This window comes from Candidatus Enterovibrio escicola, from assembly GCF_002464935.1.
Lineage (GTDB): Bacteria > Pseudomonadota > Gammaproteobacteria > Enterobacterales > Vibrionaceae > Enterovibrio > Enterovibrio escicola.
In genome coordinates this window covers 40659-62838 of the sequence record NZ_NBYY01000036.1, presented here as the reverse complement: position 1 = coordinate 62838, position 22180 = coordinate 40659, and the positions used below count along the sequence as shown (strand labels likewise).

Below are 22180 nucleotides of genomic sequence, written 5' to 3'. Positions count from 1 at the left end.
TATGGATCCTAACTTGCTAAAACGGTTAATTAAATTGTTGTTAGTTTTTTGTGCTATTTATAGTCTATTTATGTTGGCAACACTAAACATATCGATAGACACACATATTTGGTTGGCTGCAAGCGCTTTCCTTTTTATTATTTTGCTATCAAAAAATTATTCAACGAGAGCCACTGCCTTCATATTAATTATTGGAGCCTTCATATCATTTCGATATATTTATTGGCGGTTTCAGGAAACATTGCCTTGGGAAAGTCAATTAGACTTACCGTTCGCACTATTTCTGTTTGCGGCGGAATGCTATGGCATCATGATTTATGTATTAGGTATGTTCGTTACGGTAAAACCATATGAACGTAAACGAATCCCCATTGATACTAATGCTCCCCTGCCGTCAGTCGATATTTATATTCCGACGTACAACGAACCAATTGATGTGGTAGAGCCAACGATTTTAGCTGCTGCTCGCATGGATTATATCGGTGAGTTCCGTGTGTATGTTCTCGATGATGGGGGGACATACCAGAAATTGCAACACCATGATATTGATGTTTCTGCCACGGCTAAACGTCGTGCGGACACCCTAAAAATCTTCTGCAAAGAGGTAAAAGCAAGCTATATTACACGTGAAAAAAATGAGCATGCAAAAGCAGGAAATATAAACCATGCATTAAAAAAAACATCTGGTGATTTGATTCTTATACTTGATGCTGATCATGTTCCAACACGTGACTTTCTGATGAATACTATTGGACTCTTTCAAAGACATCCCAATCTCGGTTTCATCCAAACGCCACATTTCTTTGTTACCCCAGGTCCAGTTGAGAGGAACCTCGGTATTGAAGATAAAGTTCCTTCTGAAAATGAAATGTTCTATAACAAAATTCTACTTGGGATGGATTCCTGGAACGGGTGCTTCTTCTGTGGTTCGGCGGCGGTGTTACGCAGAACCGCATTAGAGGAAGTAGGAGGGATCTCGACAAGAACTATCACGGAAGATGCAGATACTGCCTTAAACATCCACTCAAAAGGATGGGATAGTGGCTACCTTAATATTGCCATGGTAGCAGGGCTATCGCCGGATACATTTGGTGCTTATGTCACGCAACGTTCTCGTTGGGCTCAAGGTATGATCCAAATATTCTTACTCAACAATCCACTTCTGAAACGCGGTCTTAGTTTAGGACAACGCCTTTGCTATTTTAACTCGACTGTGTACTGGTTCTTTCCTATTTTCAGAACGATCTTTTTGATTTCTCCGTTGTTATACCTGTTGCTCGATTTGCAGATATTCGTCGGAAATGTAACAGACTTCCTGATCTTTGTAATGCCTCATTTAGTTACCAGTGTGATGATAACACAGCGATTGTTTGGTGGAACACGGCGTGCATTCTTTTCTGAACTTTATGAAACAGCGCTATCTATTTATCTGTTTTTGCCTACGCTATCAGTGCTAGTGAACCCTACGAAACCCAGTTTTGTTGTTACACCCAAGGGGGAAACAACGAAGCAAGTGTGTTTTTCAAAACTAACCCCGTTTATGGCATTTATTTTCGGTTTAGTTTTGTTAGCAGAAGCGTGGGGAATATATCGTTATATTCAGTTTCCCACGGAGCAGAGTCAACTCATTCTCGTCATCATCTTTAATACATTTAACATCATTCTCATTATTCTTTGCTTAGGTGCCATGCTTGAAAAACAGCAACGACGAAGTGAACCACGTTTGTTAGTAAATGAAAAAGCGGTGATAAAGATAGAAAACATGAGTTTCCAAGCGACGTTAAATGACATTTCATTAAAAGGAGCACAGCTCACGCTTCACGAAGGAGAGCATGGTATACGCCAAGGCGATATTGTGAATGTGGTGTATTTCACTGAAAAAGGAAAGAGTACCAAAACAAAAAAACCACTCTATCAACGTGTACATCTTAATATGAGAGTAGTTGCATTGAAAAATGGTCGTCATGGAGCTCAAATATACTGTTTATTGGAAAGCAATCTGGCGTCAGATATGCAGATTCAGTATACAAAAGCCTACGGACAGAGCAGTCGTTGGAAGAAACGTAGACGTTATGAAGAAAGCTTAAATCAAAATATTCTTTCCTCTGCGTTGGATCTTTTTTCGTTGGCTTGTGAAAATCTTTCACGGGTGTTAACAACCTCAGTCAGGAACAGATTGAAAACGATCCCTGTTAAGGACAAAAAGGAGTTCCAGAATGATTAAATTCATGGCATCACTTTTTCTCATAATCGTTTGTTCTGTGCAGGCTCAAAAATCGGTAAAAGTGCCACTGACATATGCAACAGATAGTAAGGAAGACATCGTGTTGCGTGGTCAAAGTCAGACAGTCTCCATGCCTATTTCAATTTTAGAGGGACAGGAAGTCGAAAGTGTTCGGTTATTGCTGGCGATATACAATGATAACATCATTGACAGAACGGTGCTTTGGATAGCAGCAGGTACTCGCTCGTTGGCAAACGTTGAAATGAAACAACGAAGTCACTACCAGTACATCGAAGCAACGATACCACCAAGCCTTCTTTCGAAGCAAGATCCGACGCTAAGTTTTCGTATCCAACATTTGTCGGATGATTCCAGATTGGTTATTGATACGACAGAACTGAATACCATTATCAACGTAAAAGAATCATTTTATGAATTGAACTATGTGGCTAGCGATAATACTGATAACCAAACGCTATCGTCATTCGATAAAATGGTCCGAAGCGGTCAACGACATGATGACACAATACATTTAATTTCCATATCCAGTGAGAATACAGATTTATCGCTCAGCATTGCTGCATCTCTGGTTCAAGGTTGGACGTTGAAAAGTGGCTCGGAAGAGCACGTATTTGATTATCGCCATATATCAGAATACAGCAAGCAACTGTCGCTTTACCAAGCGCCACTGTCAGGTACCGTGATTGTGTATGGTGTCAAAGATGCATTGGTGAATGCAGGTTGGATTGATGAGGCGACGTTCGATAACATCTCAGGACCATACATTGGTATGGGAAATATTGTCGAAGGTGTTGAATGGGTGTTGGTTGTTTCGGGTAAAAATGATAGAGAAGTAGAACGTGCATCAACGATTTTTGCGAACGATATAAGTCGTTTACCAGAAAGGAAATTTATGGTGGTAATTAAGGATGATGACATCGTTGATTATTCGTTAAAAAGCAATTCAATCTACCCACTATCAGACTTCACTGATCAGACAGAATTGACGGATGAACCACTTGAGTTGAGCTTAGTCATGCCAAGTAACATCCTATTTAGCCGTGAAGACAATGCTAAAATAAATCTCCTCCTAACCCATTCCCACGTTGCTCCTGGAGCAGGATCAATGATCCTTAGGGTTAATGGAAAATACGCGAATAGTCTACCGTTACGCTCGAGTTATTGGCGTGATACGCAACACTATCGTTTGAATATCCCAATGCGAGATTTTAAATCTGGGGTGAACCTCGTGACGGTGGAAGTTTATGGCCCAGTCGATATTCTTAATCAGCAACGTCGCTTTTCGGTGTATATGTCCGATAGATCGAATCTAAAACTCAGTTCATGGGTGAAATTTATCCCCACTGAAGACCACCATGTTTCACCGCAAGATTTTTTGGCGATTGCTGATGATTGTGGTAAACAGACGCAAATTACGGTTGATATCAACGATTCAATACAACTTGCAAATCTCTGGCGCCTGCTAAGTCATGTCTCGCATCTTACGCAAAAATCGATACCGTGTCTGATGGTGACTATTGATACCAAGCAACATCGAACTTTTCATGTTTCGATGAAGCAGATTATGCTGAACAAGCAGCATTCTGCTGAACCTATTAACCGATCCCAATGGGCGTCATTAAAACAAAAGTTATTTGAATTTGTTGTGGCACCAAATGATGAATCACACATAGATACTGATATGCCATTCGACAATCAGATTCATACTATTGCCAATGTCATACATACCAATGAAAAGGGTTGGTATCGAATTCAATTTACGGAGGTAAATCAAGAAAAGTTTAATGAATTCTTACGTAGTGAAGCTCATAGCCCACCAGCGGGTGTACTCAGTGAACGGGATTTTTCAAGCAGTACATCACAAGTTATTAAAGCAGCGTTTATTGGATACCCAGCAGGATTATCAATCATTGCATTGATCATTATTTGGTGGTTGTCTGCTATTGTTTCTCGTTCATTGGAGGCTCGCAAATGAAAACACCGATCATGATGATGCTTAGTGTTTTTGCAATCGTGCTAAATAGCAGTAGCCATGCAATATCTAACTGTAATAGTGATGTGTGGATGTGGGATCTGTTTAAGAAAAGCTTCATCAGCCTAGATGGACGGGTGATCGATAACGCTAACCGACGTATTTCTCATAGTGAAGGGCAAGGGTACGGTATGTTAATGGCGGAATATTACAGTGACAGTCGTACTTTTCAACGTCTTTGGCGTTGGACAAGATTGAACTTGCAGCGAGATGAAGATCCTCTTTTCTCGTGGAAATGGCAACCGAAAAGGCCACATATCCCAGATCACAACAATGCGAGTGATGGTGATTTGCTAATCGCGTGGGCTTTACATCGCGCATCAGAGAAGTGGCCGTCCAAAGGATATGATAAAGCGGCAAGAAGCATCGTTTTTGCTCTGCAAGCATCACATGTTAAGTTGCTAAATGGTGAAACAGTGTTATTGCCAGGGACTGTGGGGTTCTCCTTTAATAATAGAACGATTCTGAATCCGAGCTATTGGGTGTATCCTGCAATGGATGTCTTTTCAAGCTACAGTAATCAGTGGGCATTGTTGTCAAAAAGTGGTTTATCCATCTTGAATCATAACCTATACGGAAGAGATGGTCTCACGCCAGATTGGATAGAGTATGCTAATCGTCATTGGCGACCAGCCAGTGACTTCCCTCCACATTTTAGTTATTCCAGCTACCGCATTCCACTCTACGTTGTTTGGGGGAAAAAATCACATCAAATCAATGATAATTATGTTAAATGGCTTAAAACAAAAAATGTGGCATGGACGAATGTGACATCGGGAGAGCAAGCATTTTACCCTCCACCAGAGGGTGCAAGAGCTGTCGCCCAACTTGTTTCGTTGGCTAAGGGAGATCGCATTAAAGGTGAGGGGATCTCTTTCGTGCCTAAAGGGAAAGATTACTACTCAGATAGCTTAGTACTGCTATCACATATGGCATTTAACGAAGGGATTTGTGAATGAACAAAACAATATTACTCTCGGTTATATTTGCTACGTCTGTCTCCACTCAAGAACATGATGAAGTTACTGTGTTTGATGACCGTATCGTAATTGAGTTGTCGAACGAAGTGAGAACTGAATTTGATGAATCACCGTATTGGGTGGTACTCAATGAACACGGTTGGAAAGCGGCTCAATCCGCAGTATCCGAGTTAGATGTTTCACCTAACCTTACCAAGGAAATTAAATATCAGAAATCATTATCTCTATTAACATCTTACGTAAAAAATGGACACTATATAGATAGTAATGAGCTGATTAGCCAATATCCTGAGTGGTCGAATTGCGCACGAATTCAGTGGGTATGGCTTGATTTACAAAATGAAGTATCTACTGGCTATGGACCTCTTGCCAAAGAAAAATATCAACTTATATTGAACGACTGTATAGGACACGAATTGAGCACCACCCAAAAGTTGATAACATGGTCCAGTCACCGTGCATCGAGAGATATTCTAAGTCTATATCGAGGTTCTGACGGTTATGACCCAGAGAAAGGTGAAAAAATGGAACGCGATATTGCGCTTGCTCGGCTTGCTAAATATTCGGTTTCAAACCGTGAATTACATCGAATTGGAAAATCTGTGTTAAAGGATAAGGATGCAAAATCTGCAGAATTAATTGGATGGAAATTTCTAAATAATGATGATGCTGAGAATGCTGTTGAATGGTTTGAGCACTCGATTGATTGGTCGGGGGCCACTGCTAAGCGCATCGAAGGAAAACTGCTGAGTCTTGAAAGGATGGAGAAATGGGAACAGTTGGATTTAAACCTTACAAAATGGTCAGAAAAATACCCATCTATCGTGTCGATGGATTTTGATACTGGTGCAAAAGATGACTTGTCTTGTAAAAAATCTGCCGCTCACTGTTTAAAAATGTTAGATAAACATCAATCATTCACTGCATCTGATTATGCATTGAAAGGATGGAAGTTATATGAATTAGAACGCCCAATGTCAGCAGTGATAGAATTTGAAATTGCAGTGAGTTTGATGTCCCCTAGCGATCCTGAATGGGATTTAATCCAATATGGTTATGTGTTATCGTTAGAAAAATCAGGGTTCTCAAATAAAGCACAAGTGCACGCAATGCAGATTGATAGTGAAAAGATACGCGGGGCGATAGGCAAAAAGATTGCTCTAAAACATATTTATAACGCATTTGAGGCTGAGACATTTGCTACCACTGTCTATCATATTGATGAGTATATAAAAAAATACGGGAAAGATATAAAATTGACCGAAATTAAGGCATGGTCACTTTACAACAGTAACCGCAAAGTTGAGGCGTTTAGAGAATATACTAAGTTGGCGGAAGCCTTTCCATATAATGACGAATATCAACGTTCATATATGATTATTAAATGTGGATTAATGAAACAAAGTGGCGAGTGTAGGCAATACAACTCTTAACGGGCGTTGTCCCAGGACAGGTATTAAATAAGCACGTTAGACGGAAAGAGCAATTTATTGAATAGATGATTCTTTCTAGATTACTTCTTGACATCATTTCTCAGCTATCAAGAAAATTATAGTTATTCCAACTAAAACTTGGGAGACTAGCTATTTCTGGAAATAGAGAAGAGAGTTGCTATTCTATCACCTAGATCTGAATTTAAGTCCGAAATGAGATACTTTCCAATTAAGCTGAAGATGCCATTTCTTTAGAAAAGATGATAGGCTACTTAAACCTTTCTAAGGTTGATAATTGATCATTACTTCAGTGAAGTTAATCTCTTCATCGGTGACCCTTCTTAAATATGACCCTTTCTTTACGTATTGTCTCAAAAGAGCATTAGCATTTTCATTTTTCCCTTGCTCCCCTGAAAAGTAAAGGTAGGGAAAGTAAATCTCTGTATCCAAAGCGTTTGATATCATCTTAATCATGGGTAAACTTTCGACCCTTATTTTCCTTAATAGGATGAACATGTTTTTTGTTTGGCATCAATAAATAAATTATCACTGCGGTGTCGTCCGTTACCTATTTCGATGCCAATTTTTTAATTAACCTGAGTTGTGCAATAAGAAATGAACTAACGGATCAAGTCGCGATCTGATTGTTTGAATTAAAACATCAATCATAATAGGACTTTATCCTGAATAATTTAAATGCTGTTTTCGTCGATGTCGACGACTTCTGCCAGACTTTCCTCCCTGCATGGAAAAAACACCTAATTTCTTCCGGTGTTAAACAAAGAAACAAACCTTCTCGCCTCTCAGTTAGAGAACTGATAACGATAGTGATAGCCTTCCATCAATCATAATATCAAGACTTTAAAACCTATTACATCCACTTTGTTTGCCGCTATCTCACCAATGAATTTCCTGAATTAGTCAGTTACACGCGAATGCTCAAGCCCATGCAATGTGTTTTTGTCCCACTTTGCTCTTACTGCACTTACCGTCAGGTGAGGTCGACAGGGATTAGCTTCGTTGATTCGTCCAAGCTACAGGTTTATCACAATCTACGCATTCTCAGACATTAGGTTTTTAAAGGTACCTCGAAGTGAGGAAAAGGAACGATGGGGTGATTTTACGGCTTCAAATTACACCTTATTATAAATGATCAAGGGTAACGTGGAGATAGAAAGCCTGTATTTGAAATAGCTGACGAGCTTTAGGGTATTTATATGGAGATAAAGGTTACATATCTAGTCCATTTAAGCGGGAACTTACAGACAAGGGAGTGATACTAATATCGAGTATAAAAAATATAAAATTCAAAGTGATGAAAATTTAGGATCCCCTGATGCTCCAGAAACGATTTATTATTGAAATCGTTTTTAACCAACTAAAAACATCTTCCAAATCGAGCATTCTCGGCACCGTAATTCTATCAGCTTTATGAGCAACTTGCTGGCGTGGCTCATCACTTATTAATTTCAACCAAAAAAACCGAGTATCAAGATGACTCGGTTTAATAAGCAAGCGCTTATGCAGATCTGAGGTTACATAGGTATTATATCTAAATCTGCCCTCCAATATTCTAAAAAGACATCGTTAAGAGAACTATACCCAAGACTCTCTCTATCACGTATGTTAAGGATATTTTTTATCTTGACAATTTCTTAATTACTGACCTCGTTGGAATCCCTTTCTTTGGATAAAAATCTCATTATCAGATCATTATTATGCTTATTTAGACCTCGATCATTTGACCGATAAGATCTGGCAAAATAGAAATCACCATCTGTAATTGCAGCAATCTCCTCATAATCGGTTAACTCTGTACTGTTGTTTGACGTGTGGGTTTTGAAGTCATAGAAGGTGGAATTTATAATTTCAATAAATGTTTCCACTAGAGTTCGCACTTGCTTATTGAGCATCTTTCTGATTTCAGCAGAACTTATTTGCTTTATTAACCACGATAAGCCGGAAATACTTGTGCCAAGTCCCAACGACAGTGGCAATCTCGAAATGACAAAACACGGCCTTGTAGTCAGAAATAGCAGGGAGTTTCTCAATGCCAACTCGGTTTTTTATCTTTTCCTTATCTCCGCTATTCATCTTCATTTTATAGAGCTTACCATGATGAGGAAAATCCTTGTATAACGCCCTTCCATTATCCCTGTCATGCCATATATATAGGTAAATAGTGCTTTCAATCAGCGCCCTATCGTGCTCGGTAACCAGTTAACCTCAAGGGGGTAGACAGGGAATTAGTAAATTATCCTACGTTAAGGATTAAAAAACACAAAATAACACGTACTTTCTCTTCAATCGCCAACCTTAAAACCTAACTTTTTTAAAAGTTCGGGGATGGTACAGGTAAAATTTATTTGTCTTTTGCTAAAAGACGACTAACTGTAGACGGATGTACTTGAAACAACCTGGCCGCATTAGCGCCTGTTTTTTTACCAGACGTAACCAATGAGACTATTTCGTCTTGCTGTTGTTTGGTTAGTTTCGGCCGACACCCACCAACTCGCCCTTCTTTTCTGGCGGCATCTAGACCATTTTTTGTACGTTCTCGAAGCATAGCTCGTTCAAATTCAGCAAACGAACCCACTATCTGCATCATCATACGTCCAGCAGGGGCTTAGGTATCGATTGATTCTGTGAGACTCAAAAAGGTCGCTCCAGCAATTTCTATTTTTCTAAGATTGTTAGTAAATCTTTTAACGACCGCGATAGTCGGTCTAGTTTCCAAACTACCACCGTATCACCGAGGCGCAATTGCTCAAGCAGACGGTGTAACTCAGGTCGATTCCAGAGCGGCCGCCAGAGGCTTGTTCCTCGAAGACCAGTTTGCACCCAGCGCTCTTGAGCGCTGCTACCTGTACTTGGGTGTCTTGATCTTGAGTTGATATTCGTGCGTAACCACATTTCATTGTTGCGATAACCTATTGCTATTTGTTTTTATCTTGCAATATATTTGTGCAACGCGCAAACCTTTATTCTGCCTTGCGTTAATAACCGTTGCACAAACGAACGTTTTTACAATAGAGGAAAGTCTGCATGCCACGCAAACAACCATTGTTAACTCAACTAGAGCGTGAGGAGCTAAAAAGTATTCCGGGCGATGAATCGACGCTAATTCGGTTAACGTCATTCACACAGAAAGAAAAAGATCTCATCGATAAACGAGGAGGTGATGCAAACAAACTTGGGTTTTCCCTTCAGCTTTGTTATCTCGATTATACTGGTGCAGTAATCGAAGTTGGTGTAATGCCTAACGCAAATTTAGTTACGATGGTGGCCAAGAATCTTAAGATCGATGTGAGTAAGTGGCACGATTACAGTGAACAACCAACGACTCGATGGGAGCACTTTAAGGAATTATATGAATTTTTCGATTTAACTCCATTTACAACAGTTCTCCGAGAAAGAGTAACTGAATACTTAACAGAGCTAGCAACTCGAACTGATAAAGGCATAGAACTGGCTAGAGCCATGGTTATTTGGCTTCGCCAAAAGGGAGTTTTGGTTCCCTCGATTTCGGTCATTGAGCGTGTTTGTATTAAATCATTAACTGCTGGACGCAAGCGGGTTTATTCGACACTTACAAATGCACTGACTAAAAATCAAAAAACAGCATTAAACAGTTTATTAGATCATCATGATAAAACTCATACTTCGACACTAGTATAGCTGCGCCAACCTCCATTGAAGGCAAATACAAAACATATCTTATTACACATAGAACGACTTTCCGTCGTTGAAGGTCTTGATTTGCCTGATGGCTTAGGCCGACTTATACATCAAAATCGATTGTTAAAAATCTCCCGTGAGGGAGGGAAGATGACGACTAAGGATTTGTCAAAATTCGAATCGAACAGACGCTATGCCACGTTAGCTGCAATTGCAGTTGAGGCTCGCGCAACCCTGATAGATCAGATAGTAGATTTACATGATCGCTTTATTAACCAGATTTTCAATAAAGCAAAACGAACGCAAACAGAGAAGCTATAGCAGTCGTCAAAAGATATTCATCACCAGCTCAATCAGTTCCAGAAAATAGGGCAAGCACTGATCACGGCTAAACGGGAAGGGATGAACCCATTTGATGCAATAGAAAATGTAATGCCCTGGAGCCAGTTTAAAAATAGCGTTGGCAAGGCCACACAACTTACTACTAGCAACAACTATGATGTTTTGCACTTTGTAGCCGACGGCTATCGAACATTACGGCGCTATACACCGGCCATGTTGAATATTCTCAATTTAAAGGCGGCACCATCAGCCTCTGATTTGCTGCAAGCAATAAAAACAATACAGCAGATGAATAATGAAAACACACGTAGTGTGCCGAGCAATGCCCCGTTAAAATTTATTCCTAAACGCTGGAAACCGTTGGTATTAATCAACGGTCTTATCGACAGACACTACTATGAAATATGCGCGTTAACTCAATTGAAAGCCGCATTACAATCAGGGGATATTTACATTATCGGTTCGCGTTAATTCAAGGACTTTGATGATTATATGATGCCTCTAGCAGAATATCGTAATCTAGAAAAGAACCGATCCTTACCTGTTAGTATTGATCCTCGATGCGAAAGCTATCTTGAGGAGCGATTATTGACACTCAACAAAAACTCAGGAACTATCAATAACTTAGCTTCTAAGGGTGACTTACCGGATGCCTCAATCTCTGAAAGTGGTTTGCGGGTCTCATCGCTCAAACGCTTTGTTCCGTATGAGACCGAACTTCTAGCTTCAAAGGTTGTAGGGCTTTTGCCACACAGTAAAATCACTGACTTGTTGGCAGAGGTTGACCAGCGGTCAGACTTTACGAAGCAGTTTAACCACTTAAAAACAGGCAAAGAAGCGCCCGACAGAACATCGCTACTGACTACGGTTTTGGCAGATGCTATTAACTTAGGTTTAAGCAAAATGTCTGAGGCCTGCCCTGGCACCACTTATTCTAAGCTAGCTTGGCTTCAAGCCTAGTATGTCAGAGATGAAACGTACTCGGAGGCGTTAGCTGAGATAGTTAATTTTCAGTCACGTCACCCATATTCTGACGTTTGGAGGGATGGCACCACATCGTCATCTGACGGCCAAAATTTTAAGGTTGGTGCTCGTGGTAGTTACGGTGGACGGGTTAATCTTAAATATGGTCAAAAAGCAGGTTCACAGATTTATACTCATATATCTGACTAATACGCGCCTTACTATGTTCAAAATATTAGCACTGCAATACGTGATTCTACCCACGTGTTAGACGGGCTTCTCTATCATGAATCTGAACTCAGAATAGAGGAACACTATACCGATACGGCTGGGTTTACTGATCATGTCTTTGCGCTAACCCATTTACTTGGCTTTCGCTTTGCCCCAAGGATAAGAGATCTAAATGATAAGCGGCTATTTGTTTCAGCCTCGATTTTAAAGGATCTTCCAGCATTATCATCAATGATAGGTCAGAAACTCAACATTAAACTCATCGAAGACTATTGGGATGACATATTAAGGCTTGCCTCATCAATTAGATAGGGATCTGTGACCGCGTCTCTAATCTTGCGCAAGCTAGGAAGTTACCCGAGGCAAAACGATCTAACACTCGCGCTAAGGAAGTTTGGGCGGCTTGAGCATACGTTATTCATGCTGGAGTGGATTCAAAGTCCGGAGCTCAGACGACGAGTCTAAGTAGGTTTAAACAAAGGTGAAGCTCGTAATGCGCTTGCACGTGCCGTTTTCTTTAACCAACTGGGTGAAATTAGAGACCGTAGTTTTGAGCAACAGCGCTACCGCGCCAGCGGCTTAAATCTAGTCACAGCGGCAATTGTTCTTTGGAATACAATCTACTTAGAAAAAGCAGTAGAAACCCTTAGAAAACAAGGTATAGAGGTTGATGACAAGCTTCTTCAGCATATATCGCCCTTGGGCTGGGAGCACATTGCATTAACTGGAGAGTACCGTTGGCCAAGCCCTTAGCGTAGGATAATTTACTAATTCCCTGTCTACCCCTAAGGTGACATATATTTACTGAGACGCTCATGAGTGAATATCTTAGTTCTCTCTGAAATGTTACTGAGCGCCATCCAGTTCATGGCGTTGGAGTTAGTTTCTTTAGTCTGTTTTTGATGCAAAGCGATGAGAGTACACGCCGTGAGAGTTATCTGGAATATAGTGTTTTATTTCTCGGCTGAGAATATAGTGAGTATAGCCCAGTGTTCTATAAATATGGCTAAAGGAATCTCCCTCAACAAATTATTGTTCAATATAAAACTGAGTTTTTTCATTTAACTATTTATTGGTCATGCATATCTCCATATAAAAGAGGATACGGAGAGTGTACTTCAGTCTGGCTAGGTTTACTCTAGGTTGTTCATTTCACCTGATCGAGGCCTTTATTATCAAGATAGTCTTTGATCAACTAAAGAATCTTAGCTTTAAAACCACTCAGCCTAAAAAAGACGCACTTATATAGATCTGAGGTTAATTACCCCGTTGGTAGCGACGTTAAAATAACATGGCTTTAAGTTTACCGCCTAAGAGATGAATAAGCATATAAGCGCTTAGCTTGAAAGAGTATCATACCAAAATTTTAACTTTGAGAATTCACGGAATTTTCCTTCATAGCAAGAAAGTAGAATGTTGTCCTGATTGAAACAAGTTGTGTTGGCAAAAGCCACCTTGCCATGAATCTTACCAGCAGGGTCGTTCAAAAATGAAGGACAACATGTTCATTACAGCCTCAGATTCGATGTTGCAACTAGCAACCACCAAGATATAAGGTCAATTGTAAATCTATCTCAAAAGGAGGTTATGTATTCAATAAATTGAATGATTCGTTGGTATAACAGGTAACACAGCTGTCGACTACTGCAGATATCATATACCTTAAATAAGGATTTTTAATCCACGAAATAATTCATTTTCTAGACGGAAATCAGCTATTGAACACACGACCCAAAAAGAACGTACTGGATCTAAAACTTCTTATCGTCGATAAAATTGGATATTTCACCCTTGGAAATAGGAAAAACTAATTTATTCTTAAACGTCATTACCAAACGCTATGAAGAAGGCAGTATTATCGTGACCAGTAACTTACTAGTCTCACACTGGTAGAATACGTCCTCCAATGATACAACCTTATCGGTCTTACTCGACCGGCTATTACATTATTCTCATATGGTTCAGATCAGTCTTGAGAGTTATAGACTTAAAGCTAAAAAAGCTGCAGGTTTTAGCAAGCTTTTATAAGGATTAGTCATGTTTAAATGTCGACTTTCTTATCCGTTGGTTCCGCATACATCCCACGAACAATGTCGGCGATACCTTTTGGTAGTGCTAATAACTTGATAGCAAACTGCTTACGTTCTTTATCCGTCACTGAATTATGTTCATAACCAGCAGCAATATAGTTCGATGGGAATAAATAATAGTTTTCATAGATCTGGCGGTCAATTTCAGTAGCCAGCAACTCAGGAGTTGCTAATCCGTTTTTAATCACATCACCAAACGCAACATGTATTCGCCGCTTCTGTCCAATAATGCCTTGAATGATACTTTCGATGTCCTCAAATTCACTCTTTTCATAGGCGCCTTCTTTTTCTTTTCGATATAATTCGTTAGCTTTTGTCACATCACACGGATCATTCTCATATGAAATAGTGACTGGCACAATACGAAGTTGTGCTACGTAATCTGAGAATCCTAACTTTTGACGACGACCTTCCATAAAAAACATTTTTAAAATAGCAGGATCTGTTTTGTCATGCCCGTTTTTCGCACGACCTGCTTTTTGTGCAATCCATATTGACTGCTTTTCATCTAGCGACATTTTTATATACGCAGACAGCTGAGTAAGTGCTTTCATCAATTCACGAGGGGCTTTTATCGAACGCTTAACGATGAAGCTTTTATTCAATTTCATCAGTTCTGTCGCATAAGGTCTCTTAAGTAAGTTGTCACCAATAGCAATGCGTACTGTATCAAATTGATTCTGGTACAAACACCAATTCACCAAGGCGGGATCCATGGCAATATCACGGTGATTAGACACGAACAAATAACTTTCATGTGGATCAAGTTTACTTAAACCACTCGCCGAGAGTCCTTCTGTTGTGTTTTTGATCATAGATGCCATGTATTTTGCAACATGGAACTGAACATCACGTATTGTTGTTACTTTTTTCCACTTCAAGCGCAAGTATTGCTTAATAAACGGTTTAATTAACCCATAAGCGGTAGCAGTCAATCGTGGATAATGATATTTAAGAATGGCAGTAATAAATTCATCGTCATTAATTATACGCTTTAATGCAGAAGGGACTTCTTCGTCAAAAAAAGGACGGATTTCTAAAAAAGGATCATTAGTTTGTTGCACGCGATTTTACTTTCTCCATTGAGATGAAATTATTTTCCTCTGATAGAACATTTAGAACATAGTTTTTGATATAATTTACAACAGGCGTAAGCGGTTACCTCTAATCGCATTGTACCCTAGTGTAACAAAACGTATATTTAATGGCCAATAGAAAGTTTTTTACTTACTCTAATTAATTAGGAGTGGCGTTGTTGATTAAGTCAGGCCTATAACGCACTGATCCCAATATTTTTAAAGTATTAATTTGTCTTCTAGCGAACAGGCATACCGAGTCTTATACTTTGTTCATCTCTTCCACATTTACCAGCACTTCACTAACTTGAGCATCGTAATGATGAAGAGTGAGTTTAGGGCTAAGCAACTGTTTATAGCGAAATATTACTGTCTCTGCTAATGAGCATTTGTGATCACTATGATTCTGTGTACACTCCGCCAGTTTATCCTCTTTAAAAGCCTTTACAGCTTCATGTCTAGGATGCCCTTTCTCTCAGTACCCCGCGTTGCCTCGAGGTGGAATACTGTGCGTTATTCCTTTGTTCTTCAGTACGTGGTGACATGCTCTTGTGTCATAGGCTCCATCAGCACTGACTTGCTGTATCTTTCGTTGTAATAGGTTAAGCAATATAGGTAAAATCTCATTATCCCACACAGAAACTAGGCTAAGTTCTGCAGCAATAACCTCATCATAAGAGACATCCACGGCAAGATAAAGTTTACGCAAGATACACCGTTTCTCCTTACCGTGTTTACGCATTTTCCATTCACTTTTCTGTATATTTTTAGGCCTGTAGTATCAATAACGACGTGGGAAACATCTCCCCTACTCGGCATAACGGTACTTAACCTGAACTTCGCATAAGAAACCCATTTTCTAGACGGAAATTAACTTATTGAATATATGACCTAAGTTACCAGTAATTCTTAACCACGATGGTAACGTTGTGATACAAGTGGTATTTTTTCAACCGTCATCGCTAACTTCTTATTTCGGACTTCAGCGAATACTATCGTACCCCTTGTTGCAAGCGGTGTTGATATATACCCCATGGCAATGGGGTAACCTATTGTTGGACCAAAAGTACCACTGGTCACCACACCAACTTCTTTATCATCTGCATTAAACAGAATCGCACCATCACGAGCAATGGTTCCTCTAAAACCTACTAAGCCAACACGCTTGCGAGATACATTTTTGGTGGTAACTTGCTCAAGAATAATTTTTGCACCGGGGAAGCCACCCGAACGCTCACCGTCGGCACATCGAACTTTACTCAATGCCCATATCAGGCTTGCTTCTACGGGTGTGGTGCTGGTATCGATATCGTGTCCATACCGGCACAAACCACATTCAAGACGTAAAGAATTTCTTGCAGCCAAACCAATCCACTCTACAGCAACGTTTGCCAGCAATGCGCGAGCAAGTTCATTGGCTCTATCCGCAGGTACTGAGATCTCATAACCATCTTCGCCTGTATATCCAGAACGGCTCACCAAACATTCGATGCCAATCAAGTCGAGCATCGCTGCATCCATAAAGAACATGCCAGCCACTGCAGGATTCATTGATGCCAATACCTTAGCGGCCTCAGGGCCTTGCAACGCAAGCAACGCATGATCTTCAATCACTTCGAGCTCAACTTCGCCTAGTAGATTAGCACGCAAGTGCGCGATATCTTGTTCTTTGAAAGCAGCGTTAACCACAAGAAATAGATGGTCTCCTAAGTTTGTTACCATAAAATCATCCATTACGCCACCTTGTTTGTTGGTAAACAAGGCGTAACGTTGCTTCCCTATTGGTAAATCGATGATGTCTACAGGCACCAATGTTTCAAGTGATTTTGCTGCGTTTACACCGTGAAGACGAAGTTGACCCATGTGAGAAACATCAAACAGGCCTGCATGTTTACGACAGTGGATATGTTCTTTACGTACGCCCAATGCATACTGAACTGGCATTTCATGGTTTGCGAATGGAATCATCTTGCCACCCATTTCAATATGCAATGCATGCAATGGGGTTTTGAATAGATCCTGAAACATGTTTAACTCCATGATCATGGTGCGAGTCGAGTTGCTAAGATATTAACATTTCAGCGGGGTGCTGTTTCCAAAATGTCTGAACTAATCGCAATTCCTACGATCAGATCATCATGGAGTTAAGCGGGAGATGATGCGGGAACAGGGAAATGACAAGCACAATATCAGCAACTGGAAACAATATAATCAAGCATTAGTAAACCGTGGCTCAGTGACTTTTTGGATACCGCGATTGAAACGGCACTCATGGTGAAAGGTATTTCTAAGCTCCCACTTCGTGGATTAGAAGGCCTTCTCAGTTCGGTTTTTACGTTGATGAATGTTCCCCTGAAATCCCCTACATACACCTGCATTAATACGTGTTCTAAGACCGTAAAAATTAAGTACCGTTTGCCGAATAAAGGAGCTGTCTCCCACGTCGTTATTGATACTACAGTCCTAAAAGGATACAGAGAAGTGAATGGAAAACACGTAAACACGGCAAGGAGAAACGGTGTTTTTAGCGCAAACTTCATCTTGCCGTGGATGTATTTACTCATGAGGTTATTGCTGCAGCAATTAGCCTAGTTTCTGTGTGAGATAATGAGATTTTACCTATATTGGTTAACCCATTACGACGAAGGATACAGCAAGTCAGTACTAATGGATCCTATGATACAAGAGCGTGTCACCACGTACTGAAGAACAAAGGAATAACGCACAGTATTCCACCTCAAGGCAACGCGGGGTACTGGGAGGAAGAGCATCCTAAAAATAAAGCTGTAAAGGCTTTAAAAGCGGATAAACTAGCAGAGTGAAAAAGGACAGAAGTTATCACAAACGATCATTAGCAGAGATGGCAATATTTCGCTATAAACAGTTGCTCATTCCTAAACTTACTCTTCGTAATTAACCTGAGCTGCGCATAAGAAATGAACTAAATATCAAAGTCAAGATCTGATCGTTTTAAAAAACTATTGACTGCATAAAGACTTGGGCATTTAGTTCATTTCTTATGCGCAGCTCAGGTTAACTAAACTCGGTATCCATGGCTCAATTCACTATTGCATGAGTGCTTCAGATGAGCCCTTAACCACTGTTACCCACCTGAGGTTGGTGTTTAAAGTGAGAAAGATATAAGTACAAGGATCATCTAACTGAATGATCATTCTCCATGATCGTTCAGATTAGTTTCTTATGTCATCTTGAATGCTTGGGCAGGAGCAAACTAGGTTTCGGTCACCGTAAGCATTGTTGATACGGTTAACTGTTGGCCAGTATTTAGCTTCTTTGGAATGTTTACTTGGGAAGCACGCCTGCTCACGACTATAGGGATGTTCCCATGTCTCTACCATCAAATCAGCTTGTGTATGTGGTGCATTGACTAGTGGGTTGTTTTCTAATGTCCATTCACCGTCCTGTACTTTCATTATTTCTTTGCTAATTGCTATCATTGCGTCGCAGAAACGATCTATTTCCGTTTTGTCTTCACTTTCCGTTGGCTCAATCATGAGTGTTCCAGCTATGGGGAAGGACATAGTGGGTGCATGAAATCCAAAGTCCATCAACCGTTTTGCGATATCTTCTTCATTAATGCCTGACGCTTCTCTAATAGGACGAATGTCAATGATACACTCATGCGCAACTCGTCCGTGTGTCCCGTGATAGAGTAGAGGGTAGTAAGGACGTAAACGCTCTATCAGGTAGTTTGCATTCAAGATCGCTATCTTGGTCGCTTCCATCAGACCTTGACCACCCATCATGGTGATATAAGCCCAAGAGATCGGCAGGATCGAGGCACTGCCAAATTTTGCAGCAGACACAGCAAACGCCGTACCGTCTTCAACATGACCAGGTAAGAACGGTGCGAGGTGTGATTTTACGCCGATTGGTCCCATACCTGGACCGCCACCACCATGAGGAATACAGAAAGTTTTATGAAGGTTAAAATGAGAGACATCTGAACCAATAAATCCTGGGCTGGTAAGACCAACTTGGGCATTCATATTAGCACCATCAAGGTAGACTTGACCTCCTGATTTATGCACTAATTCACATACTTGTTGCACTGTTTCTTCGTATACACCGTGTGTCGATGGATAAGTGATCATGATGCAAGAAAGTTTGTCACGATGCTTATCGATCTTCGATTTGAGATCATCAATATTGACGTTGCCGTTTTTATCACAACCAACCACCACCACTCTCATGGAGACCATAGTCGCAGAGGCAGGGTTTGTGCCATGCGCAGAGCTTGGGATCAAACAAACGTTACGGTGGCTATCGCCACGGCTTTCATGATATCGACGAATAGCAATTAAGCCAGCATATTCACCCTGTGCACCGGAGTTTGGTTGCAATGAAATCTTATTATAACCTGTAATTTTGCATAACATTTTGCTTAATGAATCAACTAGTTCTGTGTAACCGAGTGCTTGATCTGCGGGTACGAACGGATGCAATGCGCCAAATTCAGGCCACGTCACGGGGATCATCTCCGAAGTGGCATTTAACTTCATGGTGCAGCTACCCAAAGGGATCATACCATTACTCAAGGAAAAGTCTTTATTTTCAAGCTTTTTCATATAACGTATTAACTGAGTTTCACTATGGTAAGTGTTAAAGACCGGATGTGTTAGAAAATCTGTGGTACGCCGGCAAACCATCGGAATAGCCGAGAATTCATCAGCTTCAATCGAAATAGCAAACCGTGCAATATTTGTTTCATCAGTTAATGCAGTTAGCAAACCGTTAACATCGTTCAACGTGGTGGTTTCATCAAAGCTGATACCCAGTTGACCATCAAGCTTGCGTAAGTTGAAACCTGCATCTTGTGCTTTCTGGAACAGTGCATCTGTTTGATTACCGGTTTTCAGGGTGATAGTATCAAAAAAATAACGAAATGCTAATTCAATACCTGCATGATTAAACGCAGTTGCAGCCAATGCTGCAAAGTGATGTACACGACGTGCGATTTTTTTCAGACCGGTTGGTCCATGGTAAACCACATAGAATGCTGCCATGTTTGCCAGTAATGCTTGTGCAGTACAAATATTTGATGTCGCTTTTTCCCTGCGGATATGTTGTTCACGCGTTTGCAGCGCCATTCTTAATGCTTGGTGACCCTTCGAATCGATAGTCACTCCAATGATTCGACCTGGGATAGCTCGTTTTAGTTTGTCACGTATTGCCATAAAAGCCGCGTGAGGTCCACCATAACCCATAGGTATACCAAATCGTTGTGCTGAACCAATGACGATATCAGCTCCCATTTCTCCCGGTGCTTTAAGCAGTGTTAGAGATAGTAAATCAGTAGCGATAGAAATCAGTGCATTATTGGATTGTGCATGTGCAATCAGATCTGTCAGTTCACGTACTTGACCTGTAGTACCTGGATATTGCAGTAACGCACCAAACACATCGTATTGTGGCAGTGAATCTGTAGGTCCAATAACAACATCAAAGCCCATGAAACGGGCGCGGGTCTTAAGGACGTCGAGTGTTTGCGGGTGGACATCGTCTGCAGCGAAAAAGGTGTTGCTCTTACTTTTTCCCCCTCGTTTACACAGTGTCATGGACTCTGCTGCTGCCGTTGCTTCATCCAACAGAGATGAGTTTGCCAGTTCCATGCCAGTTAAATCCATCACCATTTGCTGGAAGTTTAATAGTGATTCAAGACGGCCTTGTGAGATTTCTGGTTGATAGGGCGTATAAGCAGTATACCAACTGGGATTTTCAAAGATGTTACGTAGAATAGGGTTTGGTGTATGCGTATCGTAGTAGCCTTGCCCAATGAGGCTACACTTGATGATATTTTTCCTAGCCATAGCTTTTAGTTTGTCAAGCATATCAACTTCACTTAATGCATCATCAATAGCTAAAGGCTGTGCTAAACGAATATGAGAAGGTATTGTTTCTACAATAAGGTGATCGAGGCTGCTGGTTGCTATAGTTTGCAACATCTCTTTCTGATCAGCATCATTCGGGCCATTATGACGAGTTACGAACTCACCATGAGGTTGAAGTTGATCGAGTAGGCGTAATTCTATCATGTTTATCATCCTGAATTAGTTTTCGATACTGGCTTGATAAACACCAGCCGTCATCAGATGGTCAAGGTTGCAATTGTCAGTTAGCTTGATTTTGACAATCCAACCACCATTAAAAGGTTCTTCGTTTATCAATTCTGGTTTTCTTTCCAGAATTTTGTTCACTTCGACGATTTCACCGTTGACTGGTGCGTAGATGTTCGATACAACCTTGGCCGATTCTACGAGTGAGAATCCTTCGCCAATTTTTACTTTTCTGCCCACTTTTGGTAAATCAACAAATACTACGTCTCCAAGCAATTGTTGTGCATGATCAGAAATACCGATAGTGATCGTACCGTTGCCATTGTCTTTTATCCACTCGTGACTTTCATTAAACTTCAGTTTTCTATCCATTTATACATCTCCGTACGAAATGTTTTCATTCGCATCTGCTTAAAAACGCGAAAATTAACGATGTGTTCGGGTGTTCATATTTCGTATTCTAAACATTTATCACCTCTTTGAATCGCGTAATAATCTTGATTTACAATAAGTTAGGAAGATGACTAACCACGTCAACGGGTGACAACATTAAAGGTGACAGGATTGGTGGCAAGAACACCATTTAAGACGTTCCCTTATATTTGATATTTGTGCATCATATCGAGCCAAGTTTCATTTGCGGTTTAGATCCACATTGTTTAGTGATACTAAGTATTCGCTATCACCGTATAACACTAGTCGTGTAGTATTAATGACGTTCACAGTCCCCGTGTAATACCTCTCGATCTAGGGTACTTACCCCAATCTACTGATGGATTCACAGCTCAAATTAAGATTGTGTTCATGCTAATTGAACCTTGGCATCCTACTTCCGCCGTAGAAATCAATGCTCTGACTTTGTACCACGATCTAATCGCAGTTAACACCGAAATCCGCTAGGAAAATACGAATACCGTTTACATTCTTAGGCAATATGAATTTGTTGTCGGAGGCTAGTTAACACAGCTGGAACTACGACCGAAGTACCATTGGTGAGTTAGCCGACGGCAGGTAGTATATTTCTCATTGAGGT

12 protein-coding genes and 5 pseudogenes are annotated in these 22180 nt (G+C 40.5%); 8 read left to right on the top strand and 9 right to left on the bottom strand.

Annotation, left to right across the window (positions count from 1 at the left end):
• Position 1 precedes the first annotated feature (1 nt).
• The 5 genes and pseudogenes from bcsA to BTN49_RS22780 all read left to right on the top strand — a co-directional run bounded on the left by bcsA (position 2) and on the right by BTN49_RS22780 (position 8223).
• A complete protein-coding gene (bcsA, locus tag BTN49_RS11955; RefSeq protein ID WP_097357358.1) occupies positions 2 to 2224 on the top strand; it encodes a UDP-forming cellulose synthase catalytic subunit in 2223 nt (740 codons plus the stop codon).
• Complete coding sequence (locus BTN49_RS11950; protein ID WP_097357357.1) at positions 2217 to 4220, top strand: cellulose biosynthesis cyclic di-GMP-binding regulatory protein BcsB; 2004 nt, start codon at positions 2217 to 2219, stop codon at positions 4218 to 4220. The genes bcsA and BTN49_RS11950 overlap by 8 nt, the downstream gene beginning before the upstream one ends.
• Positions 4217 to 5236, top strand: coding sequence for a glycosyl hydrolase family 8 (locus BTN49_RS11945; protein WP_097357356.1), 1020 nt, complete (start codon positions 4217 to 4219; stop codon positions 5234 to 5236). The genes BTN49_RS11950 and BTN49_RS11945 overlap by 4 nt, the downstream gene beginning before the upstream one ends.
• Positions 5233 to 6690 (top strand): hypothetical protein, encoded by a 1458-nt coding sequence (locus tag BTN49_RS11940; protein WP_097357355.1) that lies wholly within the window; start codon positions 5233 to 5235, stop codon positions 6688 to 6690. The genes BTN49_RS11945 and BTN49_RS11940 overlap by 4 nt, the downstream gene beginning before the upstream one ends.
• A 683-nt stretch (positions 6691 to 7373) precedes the next feature.
• Positions 7374 to 8223: pseudogene (locus BTN49_RS22780) on the top strand (IS982 family transposase).
• Positions 8224 to 8345: 122 nt separating this feature from the next.
• Here the strand turns inward: BTN49_RS22780 and BTN49_RS11925 are convergent.
• From BTN49_RS11925 to BTN49_RS19560, 4 genes and pseudogenes are all read right to left on the bottom strand, one after another.
• Positions 8346 to 8603, bottom strand: a complete 258-nt coding sequence (locus tag BTN49_RS11925) for a hypothetical protein (RefSeq protein WP_097357353.1) — start codon at positions 8601 to 8603, stop codon at positions 8346 to 8348.
• 10 nt (positions 8604 to 8613) lie between these two features.
• Positions 8614 to 8790 carry a hypothetical protein gene (locus BTN49_RS14340; RefSeq protein WP_158523774.1) on the bottom strand — a complete coding sequence of 59 codons (177 nt, stop codon included), beginning with the start codon at positions 8788 to 8790 and terminating at the stop codon, positions 8614 to 8616.
• A gap of 262 nt (positions 8791 to 9052) precedes the next feature.
• Positions 9053 to 9301 (bottom strand): recombinase family protein, encoded by a 249-nt coding sequence (locus tag BTN49_RS19570; protein ID WP_263363847.1) that lies wholly within the window; start codon positions 9299 to 9301, stop codon positions 9053 to 9055.
• Between the two features lie 65 nt (positions 9302 to 9366).
• Positions 9367 to 9608: pseudogene (locus BTN49_RS19560) on the bottom strand (recombinase family protein).
• Between the two features lie 127 nt (positions 9609 to 9735).
• On the opposite strand from BTN49_RS19560, the pseudogene BTN49_RS11915 reads away from it, so the two are divergent.
• A pseudogene (locus BTN49_RS11915) lies at positions 9736 to 12657 on the top strand (Tn3 family transposase).
• Between the two features lie 1023 nt (positions 12658 to 13680).
• Positions 13681 to 13932: pseudogene (locus tag BTN49_RS11910) on the top strand (ATP-binding protein).
• A gap of 13 nt (positions 13933 to 13945) precedes the next feature.
• On the opposite strand, the gene BTN49_RS11905 reads toward BTN49_RS11910, so the two are convergent.
• From BTN49_RS11905 to gcvT, 3 genes are all read right to left on the bottom strand, one after another.
• Positions 13946 to 15058 carry a 1-acyl-sn-glycerol-3-phosphate acyltransferase gene (locus tag BTN49_RS11905; protein ID WP_097357352.1) on the bottom strand — a complete coding sequence of 371 codons (1113 nt, stop codon included), beginning with the start codon at positions 15056 to 15058 and terminating at the stop codon, positions 13946 to 13948.
• A 487-nt stretch (positions 15059 to 15545) separates the two neighbouring features.
• Positions 15546 to 15779, bottom strand: coding sequence for a transposase (locus tag BTN49_RS11900; RefSeq protein WP_241896516.1), 234 nt, complete (start codon positions 15777 to 15779; stop codon positions 15546 to 15548).
• A gap of 200 nt (positions 15780 to 15979) precedes the next feature.
• The gene (gcvT, locus tag BTN49_RS11895; RefSeq protein ID WP_097357350.1) at positions 15980 to 17098 is read right to left on the bottom strand and encodes a glycine cleavage system aminomethyltransferase GcvT; all 1119 of its coding nucleotides are present in this window, start codon (positions 17096 to 17098) and stop codon (positions 15980 to 15982) included.
• 130 nt (positions 17099 to 17228) lie between these two features.
• Between gcvT and BTN49_RS18615 the strand changes: the two are divergent.
• Positions 17229 to 17984 (top strand): annotated as a pseudogene (locus BTN49_RS18615) (IS5 family transposase); the annotation flags it as partial.
• 277 nt (positions 17985 to 18261) lie between these two features.
• Here BTN49_RS18615 and gcvP read toward each other — a convergent pair.
• On the bottom strand, positions 18262 to 21126 hold the full coding sequence (gene gcvP / locus BTN49_RS11880) for an aminomethyl-transferring glycine dehydrogenase (RefSeq protein ID WP_097357347.1): 2865 nt from the start codon (positions 21124 to 21126) through the stop codon (positions 18262 to 18264).
• Positions 21127 to 21141: 15 nt separating this feature from the next.
• Positions 21142 to 21519 carry a glycine cleavage system protein GcvH gene (gene gcvH, locus BTN49_RS11875; RefSeq protein WP_097357346.1) on the bottom strand — a complete coding sequence of 126 codons (378 nt, stop codon included), beginning with the start codon at positions 21517 to 21519 and terminating at the stop codon, positions 21142 to 21144.
• Between the last annotated feature and the right edge of the window lie 661 nt (positions 21520 to 22180).